Here is a 21,834-nt window from a genome sequence, read left to right on the forward strand (position 1 = left end):
CAGGACGGCGCCGTGCGCGTGCGCCGAATCCCGCAAGGGAACCGGGGAACCACCTTTTGGGGTGAATCGGGCGCCTTCGCACCCTGCGGAGGAACTCGTAGGAGACCTTCCTGCTCCGAACCCGTCAGCTAACCCGGTAGGCGAGAAGGAAGGAAAGGAGAACGCCTCAGTGGCGTCCAACAGTCCTGCCCCGGAGGCACCCGCCAGGTCCGGTGTCTTCAGCCGAGAAGGGGCCGAACGGTCCTTCGGAGAGTGGAACCCCACGGCGGACTCAGTCCGTCCGGTGCGTGGCCGCCACCGTGTCATGAAGCAGCGGGGCGGAATCGCCCGCAGCTCCACGGTGCTCGGTGTCGGGGTGATCGCGGCGGTCGGCGCGGGTGGTATCGCCACCGCGCAGAACAAGCCCGCGGTCTCCATCTCCCTCCCCGACGGCTTCGCGGAGAACCTGCCCGACGGCCTGAAGCCGTCCGAGGACTCCGGTGGCGGTGACGGTGACGCCGGCACCGCGCTCGCCGCGATGGGCACCATCGGCGGCAGCGCTGCCGAGGCCACCGAGGGCGCCGGGACGAGTGACCAGGCCCAGGGCGCCGGTGAGGCCCTGCGCTCCCGCATCCTTCAGCAGGCCGAGCAGCAGCAGTCCCAGGCGGACGCGGAGAAGAAGGCCGCGGAGGAGAGGGCCGCGGCCGAGAAGGCCGCCGCCGAGGCGAGGAAGGCGGAGGCCAAGGCCAGGGCCGAGGCGGAGGCCAAGAAGAAGAAGGCCGAGGCGGAGGCGAAGGCCAAGGCGGAGGCCGAGCGTCTCGCCAAGCTCGCGAAGAGCTTCTCGCTGCCGACCTCCTCGTACACGATCACCTCCTCCTTCGGCCAGTCGGGCTCGCTCTGGTCCTCGGGCCAGCACACCGGCCTCGACTTCGCCGCCCCGACGGGCACCCCCGTCAAGGCCGTGACCAGCGGCACCATCAAGGCTGCGGGCTGGTCCGGGTCGTACGGCTACCGCATCGTGCTGGAGCTGAACGACGGTACGGAGGTGATGTACGCGCACCTGTCGTCCATCAACGCGAGCGCGGGCCAGAAGGTCGGCTCGGGCGAAACGATTGGCCGCGTCGGCGCGACCGGCAATGTGACCGGCGCCCATCTGCACCTCGAGGTCAAGACGCCCGGCGGGAGCACGATCGACCCGGCGTCCTGGCTGCGGAGCAAGGGCCTCACCCTCTGATCCGGCGGGAACTCTCCCTGCCCCGGTGACCGGGAGACACGTCCAGGGCGAGCCGTACCTGAGTCCCTTCCCGTGCTCGTCCCCATCCCTGTCCTCGTGCCTGCGTCCGTCCTCGTGCCTGTACTGTCGTCGGGTCCAGGCAGGGGACGGCGTAACGGACCCACTTCTGCGCGACCCGTACCGCCGAACCGAACGGATCGGTACGGAGTGCCCAACCGTCCGGACCACCTCGATGGCCCGGATCACCGAACTCCGGCAGCCCTGGCGCATACCCCCCGATGCCAGGGCTGCCGGTGCCGTACCCTCTCCCACTTCCGCCCCCTCGGCCGCTCCCGTACGAGCCGTGGGGGCACACCGGCTCAGATGCGGTACGGGTTGAACCCCTCGTAGTCGCGGTGCGGGGGCGGCACCCACACCCGTCCCGTCGCGCGGGCCGCGTAGGTCAGCGCCGGGCCCGCCATCCCCTTGCGCTGCCACATGTGGTGCAGCAGTTCCTGCTCCCGCTCGGTGAAGTCCGGGTCCGCGGCACCCCGCTCGGCCCGGTGGCGCAGAAACGCCAGCGAGGTCGCGAACCGCTGGTACTCCGCCACCGCGTGCGCCGCGCCCGGTCCGTGCGTACGCCGGGCGATCTCCCGCGCGGTCCTGCGGGCCTTCATGGACGACAGGGCCGGCGGCTCGTTGGGTGACAGCCAGCCGGCGGCCGCGTAGGCGGGCAGCTGGGCGGAGATCGTGCGCAGTTCGCGCTGCCGGGACCAGATCGTCAGCCAGGTGAGCAGTCCGAAGACGGGGACCATGAACACCCCGTACACCACATAGAAGCCCCAGGGGCCGAGCAGCGAGGCCGAGCCGTTCCACACCGCGTGCATGCCGATCGCCAGCACGAGTCCGGTGAGCGGCAGCGCGATCCGCCGCACCCGCGCGCGCCGCGCCGCCAGGGCGGCGAGACCGAAACCCAGACCGGTCAGCACCGTGAACAGCGGATGCGCGAACGGGGACATGACGATCCGTACGAAGAAGGTCGCCGCGGTGACCGAGGCGAAGCCCGACGAGCCCGTCTCCTGGTCCTCGTCGAACGCGGTGCCCAGATAGAGGATGTTCTCGGTGAAGGCGAAGCCGGTCGCGGTGAAACCGGCGATCACGACTCCGTCGACGAGGCCGGTGAAGTCCCGTCGCCGGAAGGTGAAGATCAGCAGGACCGCGGCGGCCTTCGCGCTCTCCTCCACGACGGGGGCGATCACGGTCGCCCCGAGAGCGTCCGCGCTGGTGGGGTCGGCGGTGGTGGTGGCTATCCAGCGGGTCGCGAACGTGTTCGCGATGATCGCGACGAGTGCCGCGGCGAACGCGCCCCAGGCGAACGCGAACACCAGATTGCGCCAGGGGCCCGGTTCGACCCGGTCCAGCCAGCGGAACACGGTGGCGAGCAGCGGTACGGGCAGGGTTGCGAGCGCGAGGCCGACGAGGAAGCCCTCCGTGCCCGTCTGCTCGCGTACGAGGGCGAGGATGACGAGTCCGGACAGCGCGAGCAGCACGATGAGGATCCCGGCCCGGACCGCCTTGTTGTGCCAGAACCGGGAGGCCCGGCGCGGTTTGTAACGCCAGCGGGCCTGTTCCGGCATCGCGGTGAACTGCGGCCGCGGGTCGAACGCGGGAACCGCGGGGTGCGCCGCCGCCCAGGGACCGGGTGAATCCGCCGCGTGGGGCGGCGGTCGGCCCGCCGGGCGCGGCGATGGATGCGGGGTCGACGGCTCGTACACCCGTCGACCCTAACGACAGGTACTGACACCTGGCGATGGCGCAGAGGACGGCCGGCGGTTGCGCGCCGGGAGTTCCGTGGACGGGCATGGCCGCGAGGCGCCCTGGCGGGACGGGGACGAGACACCTCGGACGGGGAGCCGCGGGCGGGGTTCGGGGCCGCCCCGGCAGGCCCGCACGGTTCGGCCGACGCACACCTGCCGACGCACACCTTCGCGGCGGCGCCGCGCACCCTCGGGGGCGGACGTCTAGGAAACGGCCCCGGGCGAGGGCTCGGCACGGCGGCGGAACAGCAGGTCACGCACCTGGTGCCCCTTGTCCAGCCCCTGCCCCTCGAAGCGGGTCAGCGGCCGGAAACCGGGGCGGGGGGCGAAACCGCCGTCCTCCCGGGTGTTCTCGAAGCAGGGGTGCGCGGAGAGGACCTCCAGCATCTGCTCGGCGTACGGCTCCCAGTCGGTCGCGCAGTGCACGACGGCGCCGGGCTTGAGATGCCGGGCGGCGAGCGTGAGGAACTCCGGCTGGATCAGGCGCCGCTTGTGGTGCCGCTTCTTGGGCCAGGGGTCGGGGAAGAAGACGCGCAGGCCGTCGAGCGAGTGGGGCGCGAGCATCTCCCGGAGCAGGATGATCGCGTCACCGTTGGCGACCCGGATGTTGGACAGGCCGTTCCGTTCCGCGAGACCGAGGAGATTGCCCTGGCCCGGTGTGTGCACATCGACGGCGAGGATTCCGGTCGCCGGGTCGTCCGCGGCCATACGGGCAGTGGCCTCCCCCATGCCGAAGCCGATCTCCAGCACGACGGGCAACCCGCCGAACATCGCGTCCAGATCGACGAGGCCCCGACCGTCGATGTCGAAGCCCCAGGTGCCCCACAACCGCTTGAGCGCGTCCTCCTGCCCCGCGGTCACCCGGCTCCGCCGTGGCTGGAAACTCCTGATCCGCCGCTCATGATGGGACCCCGCGGGATCGGCGGCGGGCCCTCCGGGGAAGCGGGGCTCGCTCCGGGGGCGCGGGGGAACGCCGGATTCGCGATCGGCGGCGTGGTTTCGAAGCACAGACACAATGCCCCGATTCTACGCCGCCCGGTCCCGGCCCCCGGGGGCCGACCGGAAGGGCCCACCCGGCCCGCCGGGACCAGGGGCAGTCAGGGCTGGGAACAGGCAGGACCAGGGGCAGTCAGGGCTGGGAACAGGCAGGACCAGGAGCAGTCAGGGCCGGCGACAAGCGGCCCCAGGACAGGCCGGTCAAGGACGAGCCGGTCAAGGACGAGCGGGCCGGGCGGCCGGGTCACCTCACCGCGAGCACCCGTCTCGCGATCTCCCGTCCGATCGGGAGGGACGCCGTCGCCGCCGGGGAGGGCGCGTTCAGGACGTGCACGATCCGTGGTGTCTCCCGGATCATGAAGTCGTCCACCAGGGTCCCGTCCCTCAGCACCGCCTGGGCACGGACCCCCGCCGCCACGGGCCTCAGCCCGGACTCCGTCACGGAGGGCAGCAGCCGCCGGACCGCCGCGGTGAAGGCGGGCTTGGACAGCGAGCGTCGCAGCTCACCCGCTCCGTACCGCCAGTGGCGCCGTGCGATCCGCCACGATCCCGGCCAGGTCAGGGTCGCCGCCAGCTCACCGGGCCGCACCACCGGCCAGCGGTAGCCCTCGCGGGCCAGGGCGGGCACCGCGTTCGGCCCCACATGGACCCCGCCGTCGATCCCGCGCGTGAGGTGGACGCCCAGGAAGGGGAACGCCGGATCCGGCACCGGATACACCAGCCCCCGTACCAGCGAGGGATCCGCCAGCTCGTAGTACTCCCCCCGGAAGGGCACGATCCGCATCCCGGGGTCGTCGCCCGCCAGCCGTGCCACGCGGTCGCAGTACAGCCCGGCGCAGTTCACCAGCGTCCGCGCCCTGAGCACCGTCCCCGCCGCCGTACGCACCGCGACTCCCCAGGGACGGCGGTCCACCGCGGTGACCTCCTCGCCGCAGCGGACCTCCGCCCCGGCGGCATCCGCCTCGATGGCCAGCCGCTCCGCGACCGCCCCGAAGTCGCACACCCCCGTCGTGGCGACCCGGATCGCGGCGAGGCCCCGCACCTGAGGCTCGTACTCCATGATCTGCGCGGGTCCCAGCTCCCGCACCGGGATCCCGTTCTCCCGGCCGCGCTGGACCAGGGCGTGCAGCCGGGGCAGCTCGTCCCGCCCGGTCGCGACGATCAGCTTGCCGGTGACCTGGTGCGGGATGCCGTACTCGGCGCAGAACTTCACCATCTCGGCCGCGCCCGTGACCGCGAACCGCGCCTTCAGCGACCCCGGGCGGTAGTAGATCCCGCTGTGGATCACCCCGCTGTTCCGCCCGGTCTGGTGGAGCGCCGTCGCCCGCTCCTTCTCCAGGACGATCACCCGGGTGCCCGGAGCTGCGCGCGTCAGCGCGTACGCCGTCGACAGGCCGACGATCCCGCCGCCGATCACCAGCACATCGCAGTCGAAGTACTGCCCGACCCGACCGCCCTGCCCGAACGCCATCACCGCGCCACCTCCCACCCCGATAGTGCACTGGCCCACTGACAATGGAGTTAAACCAGCCGAAACCGAAGTGAGAGTCGCGGGCCGGCGCGGCGGCCGGGCCGACCGGCACCGGCCTGAAACCCCGCACCAGGGTCCCAAACCCTGTCCGGGGCCGCAGGCACCGGCTCGAATCCGCGCACCCATGGGCCCCTGCGCCGGTCCGGGGCCCGCCGGCACCGGACCGCGGCCCCGTACCCGGGGGTCCCTTCGCCGGTACGGAGCCCGCGCCCCAGCGCCCGGCGCCGACGCGGGACCGGCCCGGGAGCCCGCGCCGGCCAGGGAGCCCGCGCCCTGGCGCCCCCCCCAGAGCCCCGGACGCGGTACGCCGTCGTACCCCCTCTACACCGGCGCCACCAGCAGTGGCCTCGCCCGTTCCCGCAGTTCCGCCACCCGGGGCTCGTCCCCGTACGGTTCGAGCCGGTGCAGCAGATCCCGTACGTACTCCGTGGTCCGCGCCGACGAGATCCGCCCGGCGACCTCCACCGCGCGCGTGCCCGCCGCGCAGGCCGCGTCCAGGTTCCCCGACTCCAGCTCGGCGACGGCGCCCACCACCAGCCGCAGGCCGTGCGAACGGACGAACTCCTCCGTCGGCCGCGAGAGCGCCTGCTCGGTGAAGCGCCGCACCTGCCGGGGCGCCCGCAGATCGCGGTAGCACTCGGCCGCGTCCGCCGCGAAGCGGTCGTACGAGTAGAAGCCCAGCCAGGACGGATCGGGATCGCCCTCCCGCGCCCGCTCCAGCCAGCCCTCCGCCGCCTTGAGCGCGGCCCCCGCCGCGACCGCGTCGTTCGCCTTGGCGTGCGCCCGCGCCTCCACCAGCCGGAAGAAGCTCATCGTGCGCGCGGTGGCGAGCCCGCGATTGCGTTCCAGCGCCGCCTGCGCGAGGTCGACTCCCTCGTCGGCGAAGCCGCGGTAGATGGATTGAAGTGACATCGATGCCAGGACATAGCCGCCGAGCGGGACGTCCGCCGCCGCGCGGGCGAGGCGCAGCGCCTGGATGTAGTACCGCTGGGCCGCCTCCTGCTGCCCGGTGTCGAAGGCCATCCAGCCCGCCAGCCGGGTCAGTTCGGCGGTCGCGCCGAACAGCGCGCGGCCCACCTCGTCGGAGTACGACCCGAGCAGCAGCGGCGCCGCGTCCACCCGCAGGCACTCGGGGACCATCGACGAACGCCAGTCCCCGCCCCCGTACTTGGAGTCCCAGCGGCGCGCGTCCTCCGCGGCCTCGCGCAGCTTGGCGACATCGCTGTGGCCCACACGGGTGGCCGTGTCCTCCGCGGCCGTGCCCTCCGGCGAGCGCTCGACCGAGGAGTCGGCGGGCGTGATGAGCCAGCGGGAGGCGGGGGTCGCGTAGGCGCTCACGGCGAAGGAGCCCGCCAGCGACTGCCAGATACCGCCGCTGCCGCCCCGCCGCCCCGCGAGATCGAGGCGGTACAGATCGGTCGCCGATTTCACCGCCGCGCCCACATCGCGCGGGAACGCCAGCCCGACCTCGGGCGCGGGGTCCGCGTCGGCGAGGCCGATCTCGTGCAGCGGCACGGGCCGGCCGAGCTTCGCGCCGATCGCCGCGGCTATGAGATGGGGCGCGGCGCCCTGCGGCACCATGCCCTTCGACACCCATCTCGCCACGGACGTCTTGTCGTAGCGGAGTGTCAGGCCGCGCTGCGCTCCGAGGTCGTTGACCCGCCGGGCGAGCCCGGCGTTGCTGATTCCCGCGAGGGCGAGAACGGTGCCGAGCTTTTCGTTCGGCCCGCGTTGCTCCCTGGACATGCGCCACCCCTCGACACACAGACGGCCGCCGCGTCGCTGTCCGGCGCGCGGCATTCGTACTGAGTCCTCCCCGGTGGGCGCCTCCCGGTCGGGGGCCGTGGGCTCCGCTTCCGCCCCCGGCTGCATCCCGGTTGCAAAAGCTGCTGGCCGACCCGCTCGGTATATGCCCCTCGGTTCAGAACATCAGTAAACACAGCGTAGTTCGCCGCATCCCGACCGTTAAGGGGCGGTGTTCCGGATGGCGAGATTGTTGTGCGTTGGGGCGAACCGGGCGTGGACGCACCGTGAACGGCGGCCGGATGGCGTGTCCTCGCCAGGTTCGCCCCTGAAGCCTGAGCGCGGGCCTCTGGGTGCCGAGATCGGTGATCCGGCCCGTGTCCCACTCCGTGATCCTGCCCATGACCGTGTCCGTGCCCCGTTCCGTGATCCTGTCCATGGCCCTTCCCACGGCCCATTCCATGAGGCGGGCAGTGGCTCCGCCGGTGCTCCGGTCAGTGATCGTTCCGTGGTCCCGCCCGGCCGCGGCGCGCTCCCTCACGTGCGTCTGCCGTGCTCCGGGTGTGTGGCCGTGCGCCTGTCCGTGCGCTCTGGTCCCGGGGGCGGTGGGAGCGCTTCCATGAGAGTTGCGTGGGTCGGCCCGCTGCGTACGGGAACCAGTGGGCTGGGGGACACCGCCGCCTTCATCCCCGCGGGCGGCGGAACGGTCCGGGAGGCGAACTGCGCCTCCCGGACTGTCGTCACCCGGAGGGCCGCTGCCCAGGGGGCGCTGCTCAGGGGGGTCGCTCTACGGGGGTCGCCACCCGGAGGGCCGCCGCCCGCTTCCCACCCGCTTCCCCTGCTCGTTCTCCCGCCTCTGTCCCGCCCGTACCCCCTGTGCGTCATGCCCGCGGTCCGGCGCGCTCCCTGCCCGCCCGGCGTGCGCCCGCACGGCCGGCGGAGCGGAGCGCGGCGCGCTGGGCGGCGTACGGGAAGGGCGGCCTCCACGCCCGCGTTCCGGTGCTCTCGGGGGCGGTGACCGGGAGTCCCGATGGGATGGATCCGGACGCTCGCGCACCGGTTCGGCGCCCCTCTGTGTCCATGAATGATCCCTTCCGCCCCTCCGAGAATGGCTGAATGTCGACTGTCCTTCTCGTGGTGTTTGTACGCGTATGTGGCTGGCGTGATCCTTCCGAGGCGTCCCGAAGTGTCGCCAAATCGCTCATGCCGATAGCGCGTTCACTTTTTGCTGGTGCTACCCGGGGTCCGTCCCTTGCGCCTGCTTCGTGGCAGCATGTTCCCGAACGGCCCGGGTCAAGGGGTGATCCCCCGGCGATCCGCGGCCCGGGGCCGGGATCCGGCCGGACCCGGTGAAACGACGGTTTTGTCCACAGCCTGTGGAAGCGGGGATGCGGGGATGCGGTGGTTGGTGGGGTGGAGCAGTATCGCCGCGAACTTCGGTTCGGCCGGAGTGGTCGGCGCCGCGGACGAGGGCCGTACGGTCCACCCCGTCGGCTCCCAGCTCCTGTGGGGTGACCCCGATCCGCTCTGGGCGGTCGGCGACTGGCGGCCCGACGAGGTACGCGTCGTCACGGCCGACGCGTCCGCGGGACCCGGCGGGGCCACCCCCACCACCAGGATCGCCGTCCTCGGCTGCTGCGCCGCGAGCGACGAGGAACTGCGCGCCGGGCTGCTCTCGACGCGCGGCGGGGCGCTGCGCCATCTGACGTCCTGGCCCGGCAGCTACACCGCCGTCGTCCAGGTCGGCCGGCGCGTCACGATCATCGGCGACCTCGCCGGCGCCCGGCCCGTCTTCTACACCCCCTGGGCGAACGGAACCGCGTACGCCACCGCAGCGCTCCCGCTTGCCGACCTCATCGAGGCCCAACTCGACATCGGGCATCTGGCCGCGCTGCTCGCCTGCCCCGAGACCCCGGAGGCGCTGCGCGACTCCACCCCGTACGAGGGGGTCAAGCGCATCCCGCCCGGCCACGCGCTGATTCTGCGCGAGGGTTCGCGCGAGATCACCGGGTACGAGCCGGTCGCCTCCCTCGCCGTCGCGGGACCCCAGATGGAGACGGAACGCGCGGTCGAGGGCGTACGGGACGCGCTGGTCGAGGCCGTACGGGCAAGGCTCACCGCCCCCCGCCACGCACCGGAGTTCCTGCCTCCGGACCCGGGGCCCGTGCCCGGGATGGGGCCCGCCGAGCGGCGCGCCCGCCGGGGCGCACCCGCGCCCGGCATCGGCTCCGACCTCTCCGGGGGCAGCGCCTCCGGAACGCTCGCGCTGCTCGCCGCGGGCCTGCCCGGAGTGCCCGGCACCGTTCTCGGCCACGGCACGGGCGCGGGCGAACGCCTCCTCGCCGTCACCTTCAACGACCTCACCGAGGACGGCCGCGAGCCCGAACTGGAACGTGCCCGCGCCATCGCCGAGAACCCCCGGCTCCACCATGTCGTCGTCGCGGCCGGGGAGGAGGCCCTGCCGTACGCGGGCCTGGACAACGGGCCGCTCACCGATGAGCCCGCGCCCTCCCTCGTCATCGCGGAACGCCACCGCGCCCGGCTCGCCTCCGGCAGTGCCGACCACTTCACCGGCGCGGGCGCCCGGCAGGTCCTCGACGCGCATCCGGCGCGGCTCGCGGATCTGCTGATGGACCGAAGACGGCGGCATCTGCTGCGCCCGGTGACCGCGCTCGCCCGGGCCGAAGGCCCGTCCCCGCAGTCCCTGTTCATCCCGCTGACCGTGTACCGGGCCGCACGCCGGCTCGCCCGCACCCCCTACCGCACGGGGCTCGAAACCGCGGCCGGCCGGCTCCTTGAGGCGAACCGCTCCGGAGCGCGCGCCCTCGGCGCCGGTCCCCTGAACGCCTCCCTCGCCGCCCTCACCTGGTCACGTCCCGGCCCGGCCGCCCGCTGGCTCACCGGTGAGGCACTGGCTGAAGTATCGGTTCGTCTGACGGCCGCGGCGACCCGGCCCGTATCGGTCCAGCGCCCCGGCGAGGCCCGTGCCCGCGCGGCCCTCGCCCGGCACGCCACGGTCCAGCGGATCCTGGAGCAGGCGGCGGAGGTCCGCAGCCAGCGGATCCACGCCCCCTTCCTTGACAACCAGGTCGTACGCGCCTGCCGCGACCTTCCCGAAGCCCTGCGGGTCCGCCCGGGCGCCCGAGCGGAGGTCCTGCGTACAGTCCTCGCGGGCACGGGCATCCGCGATCTGCCGCCCGGCTGGGGCGCCACCACCCACGCCACCTCCACGGCCACCGCGCGCAAGGGCCTGCGGGCCGTCCTTCCGCACCTGATCGCCCTCTTCGACGCGCCCCTGCTCGCCGACGCGGGCCTCGTCGAGGCACGGGTGATCCGCAAGGCCCTCCGCGCGGCCTCCGAGGGCGAACCCGTCCCCCTGGACGGCCTCGCCGACCTCATCTCCACCGAACTCTGGCTCCGCCGCCTCCTCTCCCGCCGCGGCACCTGCTGGACGGGCACGGCGGCCCCCCGCCGGCGCGCGGTGGCGGGCGGCGTCCCCCCGAGGCCGACCCTGCGGTCCTAACCGCGTCGACACCATCCGGCATCCGGTGACTGGGCATCCGGCACTCGGTGACCCGGCATCCTGCCCGGCTGCGGTGCCCGGCCCGCACCTGCGCGGAGCTGTCGGGGCTCACCCATGTAGGCACCCGTACGAGCCCCGGTCCGGGCCTTGTACGAGCCCGTGTGCGGAGGGTGGCCCACCGCTTAGTGAACGCTGCCCGTACGAGCTCCGGCCGTGCGGTTGCACGCACCGGACGCCGGGGGCCCGTACTCCGGGCGGACGGCGCTCGTCCCACCGGCGAGCCCCAACCAGCCGGACCCGCCTCCCGGGAAACCCATCCGCGGAGCCCGCCCGCTTCGCGGAACTCACCCTCAGAGCCCCGCCCCGCGGAACCTCCCCGTCAGGGACCGACCTCCCGGGAGCCCTCCCGGGAACCTCACCCGCAGGTGATCCGCGACTCCGCCCATCCCGCGAGCGCCACCGCGTCCAGGCCCGTCTGCGGCTCCACCACCAGGCGGATCGAGTCCCGCCCCGAGACAGAGACCTGCATCGACAGCGCGGAGTCCCCCTTGCGCAGTACGGGGGAGCGCCACAGCCGTGTTCCGTCGCCGTACACCGAGAACCGCATCGCCCGCGGCCCCACCGACAGATCGTCGACGCCGACCCTGGCGTTGTAGAGGGAACAGGGCCTGTTGAGGTCGATCGTGATGGACGACCGGGCCCGTACGGTCACCCCGTGCCCGTAGCGGTCACCGCCGATCGCCATGCTCCACCGCTGCCAGAGCCAACTGCTCGCCCCCAGCCGTACCTCCGGCCCGGTGTGGTCGCCGAAGAGGTTGTACTTCAGCCGGTTGACCGGGAACACCTCCGGCTCGGGCCGGGGTTCCGGGGGCGTGGTCGCCGGGGTGGAAGGCTTCTGCGGGGACGGGGACGGCTTGGGGGGCGGCGGCGACGGAGCCGTCGAGGCCGCGGGCGCGGTCGCGGGTGGTTCCGGTTTGGCGGAAGACCGGGGGGAGGGCTTCGGGGACGGTTTCGGTGAGGGCTTCCCGGGATCCGGAGCCGGCGCCGCTCCCGCCGGGGGTGCCGGCTTGGGCCCCGGGCGCTCGGGCGCCTTGGGGTCCTCCGTCGGCGCGGGATCCGCCGGCAACGGCTGCCCCACCGGCGGTTTCGCCTTCGGCTCGGGCACGGGCTGAGGGTCGCCCGCCAGCGCGAACACCAGCCCGGCCGCCGCCGCGACGGCGATCGCCGCGCCGATACCGACCTTGACCGGCGCACCCAGCCCCTCGGACGCGGCCCCACCGGCACCGGCGGCCCCACCGGCACCGGCTCCGGCGGAAGCACCTCCGGCACCCGTGGCGGCCGCGGCGGCACCCGCTCCCGCCGCGCCCACCGCACCCCCGGCGACCACACCCGCCGCCTTGAGGGAGTAGCCCGCGGCGAACCACCCGATGACCGCGACCGGCAGCAGCGCGGGAATCCCGGCGTTGACGTGCTCCAGCTCACCCGCCGCCACCCGGCATCTGACGCACTCCTCCAGATGCTTGCGCAGCCCGCGCTCGGCCCGCATCCGCAGTCCGCCACGGGCATACGCGCCCAGCCGGTCGGCATACCGGGCGCAGTCGCCGCCCGAAGTGAGGGAGGCGCTGACGTGTGCCTGGAGGTACGCCTGCTTGAGCCCCTCCCGGGCCCTGCTGGCCAGCACCGCCGTGGCATTGGCCGTCAGCCCGAAGAGCGGCGCGACCTCGCTGGGCGACTCCTCCTCGACCGTGGTGTGCCAGAGCACCGCCTGCCAGCGCTCCGGCAGCGACCGGAACGCCTGCATGGCCAGCGACTGCTCCGCCTCGTGCATCGCCCGGACATCCGCCCCCAGTTCAAGGGTGTCGTCCGTCGCGACATCGGTACTGCGCGCGGCCTCCGCGGCGAACACCGCGAAGTCCTCGACCAACTGCTCCCGCTTGGCCGTCTTCGTCCAGGTCGCCGCGACCCGCCGCACGGTCGTGAGCAGATACGCCCGTACGGCGTGCTCCGGCCCCGAGCCCCGCCGTACGGCCTGGAGCGTCCGTGCGAACACCTCGGCCGTCAGGTCGTCGGCCGTATGGGCGTCCCGGCAGCAGGTACGCGCATAGCGGCGTACGGCGTCGGAGTGACGGCGGAACAGCTCCTCGTACGCGCTGTTGTCACCGCCGCGCATCCGCTGGATCAACTCGGCGTCCGCCACCACGGGTTCACGGGGCGGCAGCACAGAGCCCCCGCCCTCCCGCTGCTGGGGCACGGCGTGGCTCTCCGCGCCGGAGCCGGCCGAACCGTTCTTGCGCACGCTGCTGCCGGTGGAACCCGACGACTCCGGGGAGGCGGCAGCACCCCCGGAGGCCCCGGGGCCTCCGGAGACCGGAACGCCCGCGCCCGGGACCGTGTCCGCCCAGCCGCTGCCCGAGGGGGAGTCGTCCGCCTGGATCCCGCTGGTGCCCTGCGTGGGGACGGAACGGCCGGACGCGGGCTGACCCGTCGTACCGCCGGGCCCCTTCGTACCGCCCGGCCCCGTCGTACCGCCCGATCCTTCCGTACCGGCCGGATCGCCTTCGCCGGATGCCCTCGCGGCCCCCGATCTCGATCCACCGGGACCGCCCTGGCCGGGTACCTGCCGTGAGGCCGTCCCGCCGGGTTCCGCGCCGTCGCCGTCGCCGGGTGATTCGTCCCGTGCGTCCCGGCCGTCACCGCTCATCACGGAAGCCTCCGTCCACCGCGGAAGCTCCCGTCAGCACCCTCAGACACGAACACCGAGCCAGCGTGCCACACGGTGACAGGGCATCAGGGTCTCTGCTTGCCCCAACCACTCATCCGGGGAGTCTTGTCGAATCCGTGCGCTATCCATCACCCATTAGTGTAAGACTCAATCAGTTACCTCCATCACCCGGCCCGGCTGCTCCGGGCATTGCTTCGGTCTGTCCACCGGGGAGCCAACGAGCCCTGACCGTAGGCCCGTTAGTCCGGTCACCGGTCGTACGGGACGAACCGCCACGTACCCTCTCAGAGTCTGGCCAGGGCGCTCATCGGCGAGTCGATCCCGGGTGTTGGAAGGCCGGCCAAGGAGTAGTCGGTCACCCACTCCAACGGCCCAGCCACGTGTCCCGAGCCTCGCCGAATCCCGTGGTCCGGCACCCCTGCGAAGAACGCTCTCGTGCCGAGTGGCCGATCCCCCGTCAACCCGACACGCCGCGTCCTCGCCCGGCCCCGGCGGACCTGCACCACACGCCCGCGCCGTGTGACCGCGCACCCCGCAGACCGGCCCGCCGGTCACAGGCGCCGGTCAGGTGCCCTGGTCGGGGCAAACCGCAGTGCGCCGGGACGGACGCGACCACACCCACGAGCCGCGGCCCCGCCCGCGACCGTGCACGCGGCGACGGCCACCGGCGCGGGTACAGATACCGCCGCGGGATGCTCCCGCCCCACCGGTGTCACGGACACACCACGTCACCCGCGCACATCACCCGCGTATGACCCAACACGCCCGCGCCCACCGGCAGAACAGACGGCCACACAGAACAGAGGCCACGTTCAACAGTCGACCGCGCGGAAACTAGACCGCACCGGACGCAGGACCGCACCGGGGACAGGGCCACCAAGCCCCACCGCCTATCACGCCTCGATACCCCCCGCGCGGCAACAGCGCCACAGAGGTTCGCGGTCAGGCCACGGCCGCCGGGAGGGACACTTCGTCGCCCGCGCGTCAGCACCACGGGCCCGCGGCGGCCCCAAGGCCCGGTCCCCCGACTACCGCGACTCTTACGCCGTCCTCGGCCGCAGCCCTTCCAGCAGGATGTCCAGCAGCCGGGCGGACGCCGCCGCCTGCTGCGCGGGATCCGGCAGTGCGGGCGCGGCCGTGGCTATGACCAGCAGCACATCCGCCACGGTCACATCACCACGCAGCTCACCCGCCGCCCGGGCCCGGTCCACCAACTGCCCCACGACGTCGAGCAGCTCACCCGCGCCGGCGTCGTCCGGGACCTCCGCCGGAGCGGGGCGCTGCCCCACGACCCGCAGTTCGGGCACGGCACCGGGAGCCGGCGCCCCCGCCCGCTGCTGAGGCACCCGGGCCTCTTCCCGCCCGGTCACCACCGGCTCCGCGCCCACCGGGAGCTCTTCGGAGTCCACGCCGACCCGCAGCACCTGCGGCGGCAGCAGCCGTCCGGCCCCCGAGGCCACCGACGTACGGAGGAAGCGGGAGAGCGCCGACCACGGCTCCTCCTCCTGCCCCAGAGCCGTACGCGCCTGCTCGGTCAGCCGGGAGGTCTCCTCCTGGGCTATCCGCCGGACCAGTACGTCCTTGCTCGGGAAGCGGCGGTACACCGTCCCGACGCCGACGCGGGCGCGGCGCGCCACGTCTTCCATCGGCGCCCCGTACCCGAGCTCGCCGAACACTTCACGCGCCGCCCGGAGCACATGCTCGAGATTGCGCTGCGCGTCCACCCGGAGGGGCGCCGAGCGGCTGGCCCCGCCCGATCCCACCCGTCCGTTTCCTTCACTGCCCACATGTCCACCGTGGCCGACGACCCCACCGTGCCCCGTCTGCCCGTCGGCGATGGGCGAGACAGCGGCCTGCCAATGCGAATCCTGAATGGTCATACACGTTCCCCCGGTCACTGGATCTCCCCCCGGAGACCTCCCCACCTGGTCCGCCGGATGTGCCTTGGCCAGGCACCCCGACGAGGTACGAACATAGTTGAGCCAGGGTCAATTCAGAAGGGGGTAGTTCCGCACGGAGCGCCCCCCGATCGGAGCAAGGACCGGAAGACTCCCGTTTACGCCCCCTGACACCACCCCTCCCACGGCATCTGACCTGGGCACCTTCCCCATTACCCGGGAATCGCCCGGCGCGCGCTCTCACAAAGCCTCCGGTCACACAATTTGCCGGGCCTGTGGACAAACGCCTGGGACCGTTGCCTCATGGGATGGTGACGGCTGCCAACTCCCAGGGCCCTGCCCCCGGCTCCTCCCGTGGCACGACCCCCCGCAACCAGGGCGCGACCCCCGGCGCTCCACCGAGCCCGCAGGTCGACAACAGGCGCATTCTCGTCGTCGGCGGCGGCTATGTCGGGATGTATACGGCCCTGCATCTCCAACGGAAGCTGAAGCAGGAGCTCGCACGCGGCGAGGTGGAGATCCTGGTCGTCACCCCCGACCCCTATATGACGTATCAGCCATTTCTCCCGGAAGCGGCGGCCGGATCCATTTCCCCCCGCCATGTGGTGGTCCCCCTGCGGCGGGTTCTCGGCAAATGCAAGATCCTCATCGGTGAGGCCAAGGCCGTCGACCACGCCAAGCGCACCGCGACCGTGACCACACTCGCCACCGCCGACGAAGGCACCGGCGCCATTGAATTCGTGTATGACGAACTCGTCATCGCGCCGGGATCGATCTCGCGCACCCTCCCGGTCCCGGGCCTCGCCGACTACGCCATCGGTTTCAAGACCGTCGAAGAGGCCATCGGCCTGCGCAACCACGTCATCGAACAGATGGACATCGCCTCCTCCACCCGCGACCCCGCCATCCGCGACGCGGCGCTGACCTTCGTCTTCGTCGGCGGCGGCTACGCGGGCGTCGAGGCACTCGGCGAACTGGAGGACATGGCCCGCTACACCTCGCGCTACTACCACAACATCAAGCCCGACGACCTCAAGTGGATCCTCGTCGAGGCCAGCGACCGCATCCTCCCCGAGGTGGGTGAGGAGATGGGCGGGTACGCCATCCGCGAGCTGCGCTCCCGCAATATCGACGTACGCCTGAGGACCCGGCTCGACTCCTGCGAGAACAGGGTCGCCGTACTCAGCGACGGCAGCCGCTTCCCCTCCCGCACGGTCGTGTGGACCGCGGGGGTCAAGCCCGCGCCGGTCCTCGCCGCCACGGACCTGCCGCTCGACGGCCGCGGCCGTATCCGCTGCACCGCCCGGCTCAGCGTCGCCGGCGTCGACCATGCATGGGCGGCCGGAGACGCCGCCGCCGTCCCGGACATCACCTCCAGGACACCCGGAGCGGAGTGCGCCCCCAACGCCCAGCACGCCGTACGCCAGACCAAGGTCCTCGCCGAGAACATCGCTGCCTCGCTCCGGGGGGATTCGCTCAAGGAGTACGCGCACTCCTACGCGGGCTCGGTCGCCTCCCTCGGCCTCCACAGGGGCGTCGCCCATGTCTACGGACGCAAGCTCAAGGGCTACCCGGCCTGGCTGATGCACCGGATGTACCACCTCAGCCGTGTCCCCACCTTCAACCGGAAGGCGCGGGTGCTCGCGGAGTGGACGCTCGCCGGGCTGTTCAAGAGGGAAATCGTTTCGCTCGGGTCCCTGGAACACCCGCGCGCCGAGTTCGAGCTCGCCGCCGGCGGCAGAACCGGACTCCATCCGGGGGCGGGCCGTACCGGGGCCGGCTCCGGACGGGGCACCGGGAACGGCCGAGGCGGAGCGCCCGGCAACGGCGGCGCCGGAAGAGAGCCGGGGAAGGGCTCCGGAACCCACCCGGGCACCCGTCCCGAGACCCGTCCCGAGATCCGTCCCGGAGAGGGCACGGGATCATCGGACCGCGATAAGCGCCCCACCGACCCCAGAGGCACCTAGGAACACCCAGGAGAGGCACCTAGTAGACGAGCAGTCGACACCGACTGTCAGTCCGGTCGGTCACACTGGACGTGTGACCATAGGTGGGCTCACATTTGCACAGAGTGACCCTCATGACCCTTGGCGACAACCATTGAGGCTTGAAAGTCAGTGAACTTCACGCGTTGGAGCTCAAGGCTCCCCGGTACGCAGCGCCGCGCCGCAGCCCGGAGGAACGACCGCGGGACCTCCCCGACGACCCGCCCCACCCAGCGGGGGGAACCCGGTCGGGACGGCGGGGAGTGGGACGAGGGCCGCGAGGCGCCGCGGGAGCACCGCGACGACGGCCCCACCACCGGGTCCGAGCCTTCGGACCCGCGGCCCGGCCGGACCGGTGCGAGCCCGCCCGAGCCCCGCGGTGTGCGCCCGGTCCCCGCCGCCCGCGGCGAGTCCGGACAGCCCCCGTCCCACCACGGGCCCGCCCTGGAGGACTTCCCGTCGCGCGAGATCCTCGGCCGTCTGCCCGCCCTCGTCGCCCTGATGTACGGCCCCGAGCACCGCATCGCCTACGTCAACGACGCGTACACCACCGCCTTCGGCCCCCGCCCGGTCGGCAGCACCGCCGCCGACGCCTGCCCCGAGATGGCGGAGCTGGGCCTGCCCCCGCTGATGGACCAGGTCCTGCGCAGCGGCAAGGCACGCACCGTGAAGTCCCGCAAGGTCCGCGACCAGGGCTCGTACACCGTCACCTGCCTGCCCGTCGAAGTCCCCGGGGAACCGGGGGAACAAGGAGGACCAGGAGGTCAAGGAGGACCAGGAGGTCAAGGAGGACCAGGAGGTCAAGGAGGACCAGGAGGTCAAGGAGGACCAGGAGGAGGGGACGGCAGCGGTGGCGTACTCGTCTTCGCCGCGGATGTCACCGACCACGCGGAGGCCGCCGAGCGGCTGCGCACCAGCGAGCGCCGCCAGCGCGAGACGGCCGTCACCCTCCAGCGGTCCCTGCTGCCGCAGAAGCTGGAGCAGCCCGACGACCTCCAGGTCGCGGCCACGTACCAGCCCGGCGGCGAGGACGCGGCCGTCGGCGGGGACTGGTACGACGTGATCACCCTCGGCGGCGGCCGTACCGCGCTCGTCATCGGCGATGTCATGGGCCGGGGGGTGCGCGCCGCCGCGGTCATGGGCCAACTCCGCACCGCCGTCCGGGCGTACGCCCGGCTCGACCTTCCGCCCCACGATGTGCTCCAGCTGCTCGACGGCCTCGCCTCCGAGATCGACGCCAGCCAGATCGCCACCTGCGTCTACGCCGTCCACGACCCCAACGAGGGAAGGCTCGTCTACGCCTCGGCGGGCCATCTCCCCGTCCTCGTACGGGACGCGGACGGCACGGTCCGTCGCGCCGAGGACCCCACGGGCCCACCGCTGGGCACCGGCGGCTGGCTCCACAGCACCGGCACCATCGCCCTGCCGCCCGGCTCCAGCGCCGTCCTCTATACGGACGGTCTGGTCGAGCGGCGCGGCGAGGACATCGACGAGGGAGTCGCGGCCCTGGAGCGCGCGCTCTCCGGTGCGACCGGCACCCCGAAGGTCGTCTGCGACCGGCTGATCCGCGCCATGGGCATCAGCGCCGACCACGACGACGACGTCGCAGTCCTGGTGGTCCGGCATCCCGCGCGTACGGGTGTGGCGGCCGAACTGTTCCACAACGCGGCACTCGATTTGCTCGGGGGTGTCGAAGCGGCACCGCGCGCCCGCGCCTTCGCATCCGGAGTCCTGGCCTCCTGGCGCTTCTCCCCGGAACTGCACGACCTCGGCGTCCTCGCCACCAGCGAACTGGTCGCCAACTCCCTCCAGCACGGCACCCCGCCCATGCGCCTCAGACTCCGCCGCACCGACCGCCGTCTGATCATCGAGGTCACGGACGGCGACGACCACCTCCCGCGCCGCCGCCGCGCGGAAACGGAGGACGAGGCGGGCCGCGGGATCTCCATCATCGCGGCGATCGCCTCGTCCTGGGGCAGCCGGCGCACACCCGGCGGCGGCAAGGCGGTCTGGTGCGAGTTCGCCCTGCCCGTATAACCGGATTCCGGCTGCCCCCACCGTCCGCGAACCGCCGCCCCGCCCGCCCGTTCTGCCGTACGAGCCCTGCCGTACGAGCGTTACGCGGCGGCCTCCACCGGCTCGGCCGGCTTGTACTGCGCCACCACCTGCGTCTTCGCCGCGAGCGACGGCTGATCCTGTACGGGGGTGAGCTGACGTCCCAGCCGTACCGCCAGCACCGTGATGCCCAGCGAGAACAGCACGAACGTCACGATGTACGGCCCGTGCAGCGCGGCCCCCATCGGCCCGCCGATCGCCGGACCGATCGCCAGCGCCAACTGCTTGACCAGTGCGAACGCCGAGTTGTACTGCCCCACCATCGACTCCGGCGCCAGATCGACGACCAGCGGCGCGACGGTCGGCGCGAGCATCGCCTCACCGAGCCCGAAGAGCGCGTACGTCGAGATGAACGCGGCCGTGGCCATGGCCTGGCTGCTCGCGCCCAGCCCCGCGTACCCGGCGGCCGCCCAGGCGACGGCCCAGATCAGACCGACCGCGGCGATCACCCGGGTCCGCTTGTGCCGGTCGACGAACTTCAGGATCACGAACTGCGCGATACCGATCACCGCGGTGTTCGCGGCCAGCGCCGTACCGAACATCGACGGCTCGATGCCCGCGGCCTCGGTGCCGTACGCCGAGAGCCCCGACTCGAACTGCCCGTAGCAGGCGAAGAAGAGGATGAAGCCCAGCACGCTCAGCTGGACCATCGCCTTGTTCTCGAGCAGCGTCTTCATCCCACCGCCCGTGGCACCCTCCGGCCGCGGCCCCTGGACGGGCACCGGACGCGGCAGCCGCACGGTGAGCACGATCGCCGCCAGCACCAGGAACATCACGGACTCGATGCCGAACAGCAGGGTGAAGGTGCCGGGACGGCTCTTGTCGACGAGGTTCCCGCCGATCAGACCGCCGACGCCGAGCCCCAGGTTCTGGAGGAAGAACTGGAAGGCGAAGGCACGCGTCCGGCTCGTCGCGTCCGACGCCCACACGATCATCGTCGCGAGGGCCGGCTGCGTCACGGCGGTACCGGCTCCCAGCAGCGCGGCCGACAGCACGACGGTCACCGTGTTCGAGGACAGCCCGAACGACAGCGCCCCCAGCGAGGCCACCACCGAAGCACCCACCAGCACGGGCTTCGGCCCGCGTCGGTCGATCACACGACCGGTGAACGGCAGGGCGACGAGTGCGGCCATCGCGAAGACGCCGATGACGACACTCGCCGTCGTCGAGCCCAGATCCCGTACGTACGCCACATAGATGTAGAGAAACGGAACCGTGAACCCCAGCCCGAACGCGCTCAGCGCGCTCCCCGCCTGGATCCGGCGCATCGCTGCACCCATCACCCTGGTCACACTCACCTGCCTCATTGATCCGTAGGAGTGAAGCTTCAACACTTCAACAGTAAAGTTAGAGAGTTAACAGTACATGTAGAAGGACTTCAACGCCAATGAACGTCATGCGATACTGACGCGTATGCCTAACGCGACACCCGAGGACCCCCCAGCGCCGGGCCGGCCCGTCATCCAGGAGCCGAGCCTCGACGAGCAGATCGCCGCGTACCAGCGCGAGTACGGCGACCTCGACCCCCAGGTCGAGCGGGTCGTCTCGGCGCTCGGCCGCCTCAACCGCCGTATGAACGTCGCGTACGGCCGCCAGGTCGCGACCCTCGGCATCAGCAACGCCGAGTGGGAGGTCCTCAAGAGCCTGGTCCTCGCCGGCTCCCCCTACCGCATGGGCCCGGGCGAACTCGCGAAGCGCCTCGGCCTCACCCCCGCGGCGATGACCCACCGCATCGACCGCATGGCCGCCGAGGGCCTGGTCACCCGGGACCGCGACGAGAACAACCGCGTACGCGTCATCGTGGAACTCACGGACGAGGGCCGTACGAAGTGGCTGGAGGCGATGCGCATGGCCAGCACCTTCGAAGAGGACCTGCTCCAGGACCTCGCCCCCGAGGAGCGCGCCGTTCTGGGCGACCTCCTCATCCGCGTCCTCCGCCGTGTGGAGCACGCCCAGCCGGACGCCGGCGGCCGGCTCACCGACCTCGACTAGCGGGTTTGGCGCGCCCGTGACCGGGGAATTTGACACACTCTTCACGGGTCCGTAAGGTTCTTCGAGTTGTCACGGGACCGGAACGGTTCTGCGACACACACTCCGGCCGCTCAAGCGGCACCAAAACTCAGCACGATCTCCCGTCCGGGAAGCCATTCGGCATGCCGAAATGCTTTTCGAAAGCCTCGATTATGAGTCGGACGGGAAATCCGCTAAGGTTTTGAACGTCGGAACGGCCCGAGGGGTCGGAATGGCATCCCGATTTCGACCGGGAATCAGGCCCGAAAGGATCTGATAGAGTCGGAAACGCAAGACCGAAG

Annotated in this window: 12 protein-coding genes and 1 riboswitch; of the genes, 5 read left to right on the forward strand and 7 right to left on the reverse strand. The window is 72.4% G+C overall.

What is annotated here, in order from left to right:
* The first annotated feature begins 11 nt into the window (after positions 1–11).
* Positions 12–158: riboswitch (cyclic di-AMP (ydaO/yuaA leader) on the forward strand.
* Positions 159–169: 11 nt separating this feature from the next.
* On the forward strand, positions 170–1,213 hold the full coding sequence (locus ACIBCM_RS32925; protein ID WP_399249727.1) for a M23 family metallopeptidase: 1,044 nt from the start codon (positions 170–172) through the stop codon (positions 1,211–1,213).
* A gap of 359 nt (positions 1,214–1,572) precedes the next feature.
* Here ACIBCM_RS32925 and ACIBCM_RS32930 read toward each other — a convergent pair whose 3' ends face one another.
* The 4 genes from ACIBCM_RS32930 to ACIBCM_RS32945 form a co-directional block, all read right to left on the reverse strand.
* Positions 1,573–2,829 (reverse strand): PrsW family intramembrane metalloprotease, encoded by a 1,257-nt coding sequence (locus ACIBCM_RS32930; RefSeq protein ID WP_399249729.1) that lies wholly within the window; start codon positions 2,827–2,829, stop codon positions 1,573–1,575.
* A 384-nt stretch (positions 2,830–3,213) separates the two neighbouring features.
* A complete protein-coding gene (trmB, locus tag ACIBCM_RS32935; RefSeq protein WP_399249731.1) occupies positions 3,214–4,023 on the reverse strand; it encodes a tRNA (guanosine(46)-N7)-methyltransferase TrmB in 810 nt (269 codons plus the stop codon).
* A 226-nt stretch (positions 4,024–4,249) separates the two neighbouring features.
* Entirely contained in the window at positions 4,250–5,476 is a 1,227-nt protein-coding gene (lhgO, locus tag ACIBCM_RS32940) for an L-2-hydroxyglutarate oxidase (protein WP_399249733.1), read from the reverse strand.
* A 381-nt stretch (positions 5,477–5,857) separates the two neighbouring features.
* Positions 5,858–7,282: an MFS transporter gene (locus tag ACIBCM_RS32945; protein ID WP_399249735.1), complete on the reverse strand. Its 1,425-nt coding sequence runs from the start codon at positions 7,280–7,282 to the stop codon at positions 5,858–5,860.
* Between the two features lie 1,393 nt (positions 7,283–8,675).
* Here ACIBCM_RS32945 and ACIBCM_RS32950 point away from each other — a divergent pair.
* Complete coding sequence (locus ACIBCM_RS32950) at positions 8,676–10,802, forward strand: asparagine synthase-related protein (protein ID WP_399249737.1); 2,127 nt, start codon at positions 8,676–8,678, stop codon at positions 10,800–10,802.
* A gap of 415 nt (positions 10,803–11,217) precedes the next feature.
* On the opposite strand, the gene ACIBCM_RS32955 is transcribed toward ACIBCM_RS32950, so the two are convergent.
* Together ACIBCM_RS32955 and ACIBCM_RS32960 are read right to left on the reverse strand one after the other, a co-directional pair.
* Complete coding sequence (locus ACIBCM_RS32955) at positions 11,218–13,503, reverse strand: sigma-70 family RNA polymerase sigma factor (protein ID WP_399249739.1); 2,286 nt, start codon at positions 13,501–13,503, stop codon at positions 11,218–11,220.
* Positions 13,504–14,564: 1,061 nt separating this feature from the next.
* The gene (locus ACIBCM_RS32960) at positions 14,565–15,404 is read right to left on the reverse strand and encodes a TetR/AcrR family transcriptional regulator (protein WP_399249741.1); all 840 of its coding nucleotides are present in this window, start codon (positions 15,402–15,404) and stop codon (positions 14,565–14,567) included.
* A gap of 473 nt (positions 15,405–15,877) precedes the next feature.
* On the opposite strand from ACIBCM_RS32960, the gene ACIBCM_RS32965 reads away from it, so the two are divergent.
* A complete protein-coding gene (locus ACIBCM_RS32965) occupies positions 15,878–17,389 on the forward strand; it encodes an NAD(P)/FAD-dependent oxidoreductase (RefSeq protein WP_399249749.1) in 1,512 nt (503 codons plus the stop codon).
* Positions 17,390–17,539: 150 nt separating this feature from the next.
* Positions 17,540–19,444: a SpoIIE family protein phosphatase gene (locus ACIBCM_RS32970; protein ID WP_399249743.1), complete on the forward strand. Its 1,905-nt coding sequence runs from the start codon at positions 17,540–17,542 to the stop codon at positions 19,442–19,444.
* A gap of 80 nt (positions 19,445–19,524) precedes the next feature.
* On the opposite strand, the gene ACIBCM_RS32975 is transcribed toward ACIBCM_RS32970, so the two are convergent.
* Positions 19,525–20,802, reverse strand: coding sequence for an MFS transporter (locus ACIBCM_RS32975; protein WP_399249751.1), 1,278 nt, complete (start codon positions 20,800–20,802; stop codon positions 19,525–19,527).
* Between the two features lie 133 nt (positions 20,803–20,935).
* On the opposite strand from ACIBCM_RS32975, the gene ACIBCM_RS32980 reads away from it, so the two are divergent.
* Complete coding sequence (locus ACIBCM_RS32980) at positions 20,936–21,514, forward strand: MarR family winged helix-turn-helix transcriptional regulator (protein WP_399249745.1); 579 nt, start codon at positions 20,936–20,938, stop codon at positions 21,512–21,514.
* Positions 21,515–21,834 lie beyond the last annotated feature (320 nt).

The organism is Streptomyces sp. NPDC051018, assembly GCF_044456085.1.
Lineage (GTDB): Bacteria > Actinomycetota > Actinomycetes > Streptomycetales > Streptomycetaceae > Streptomyces.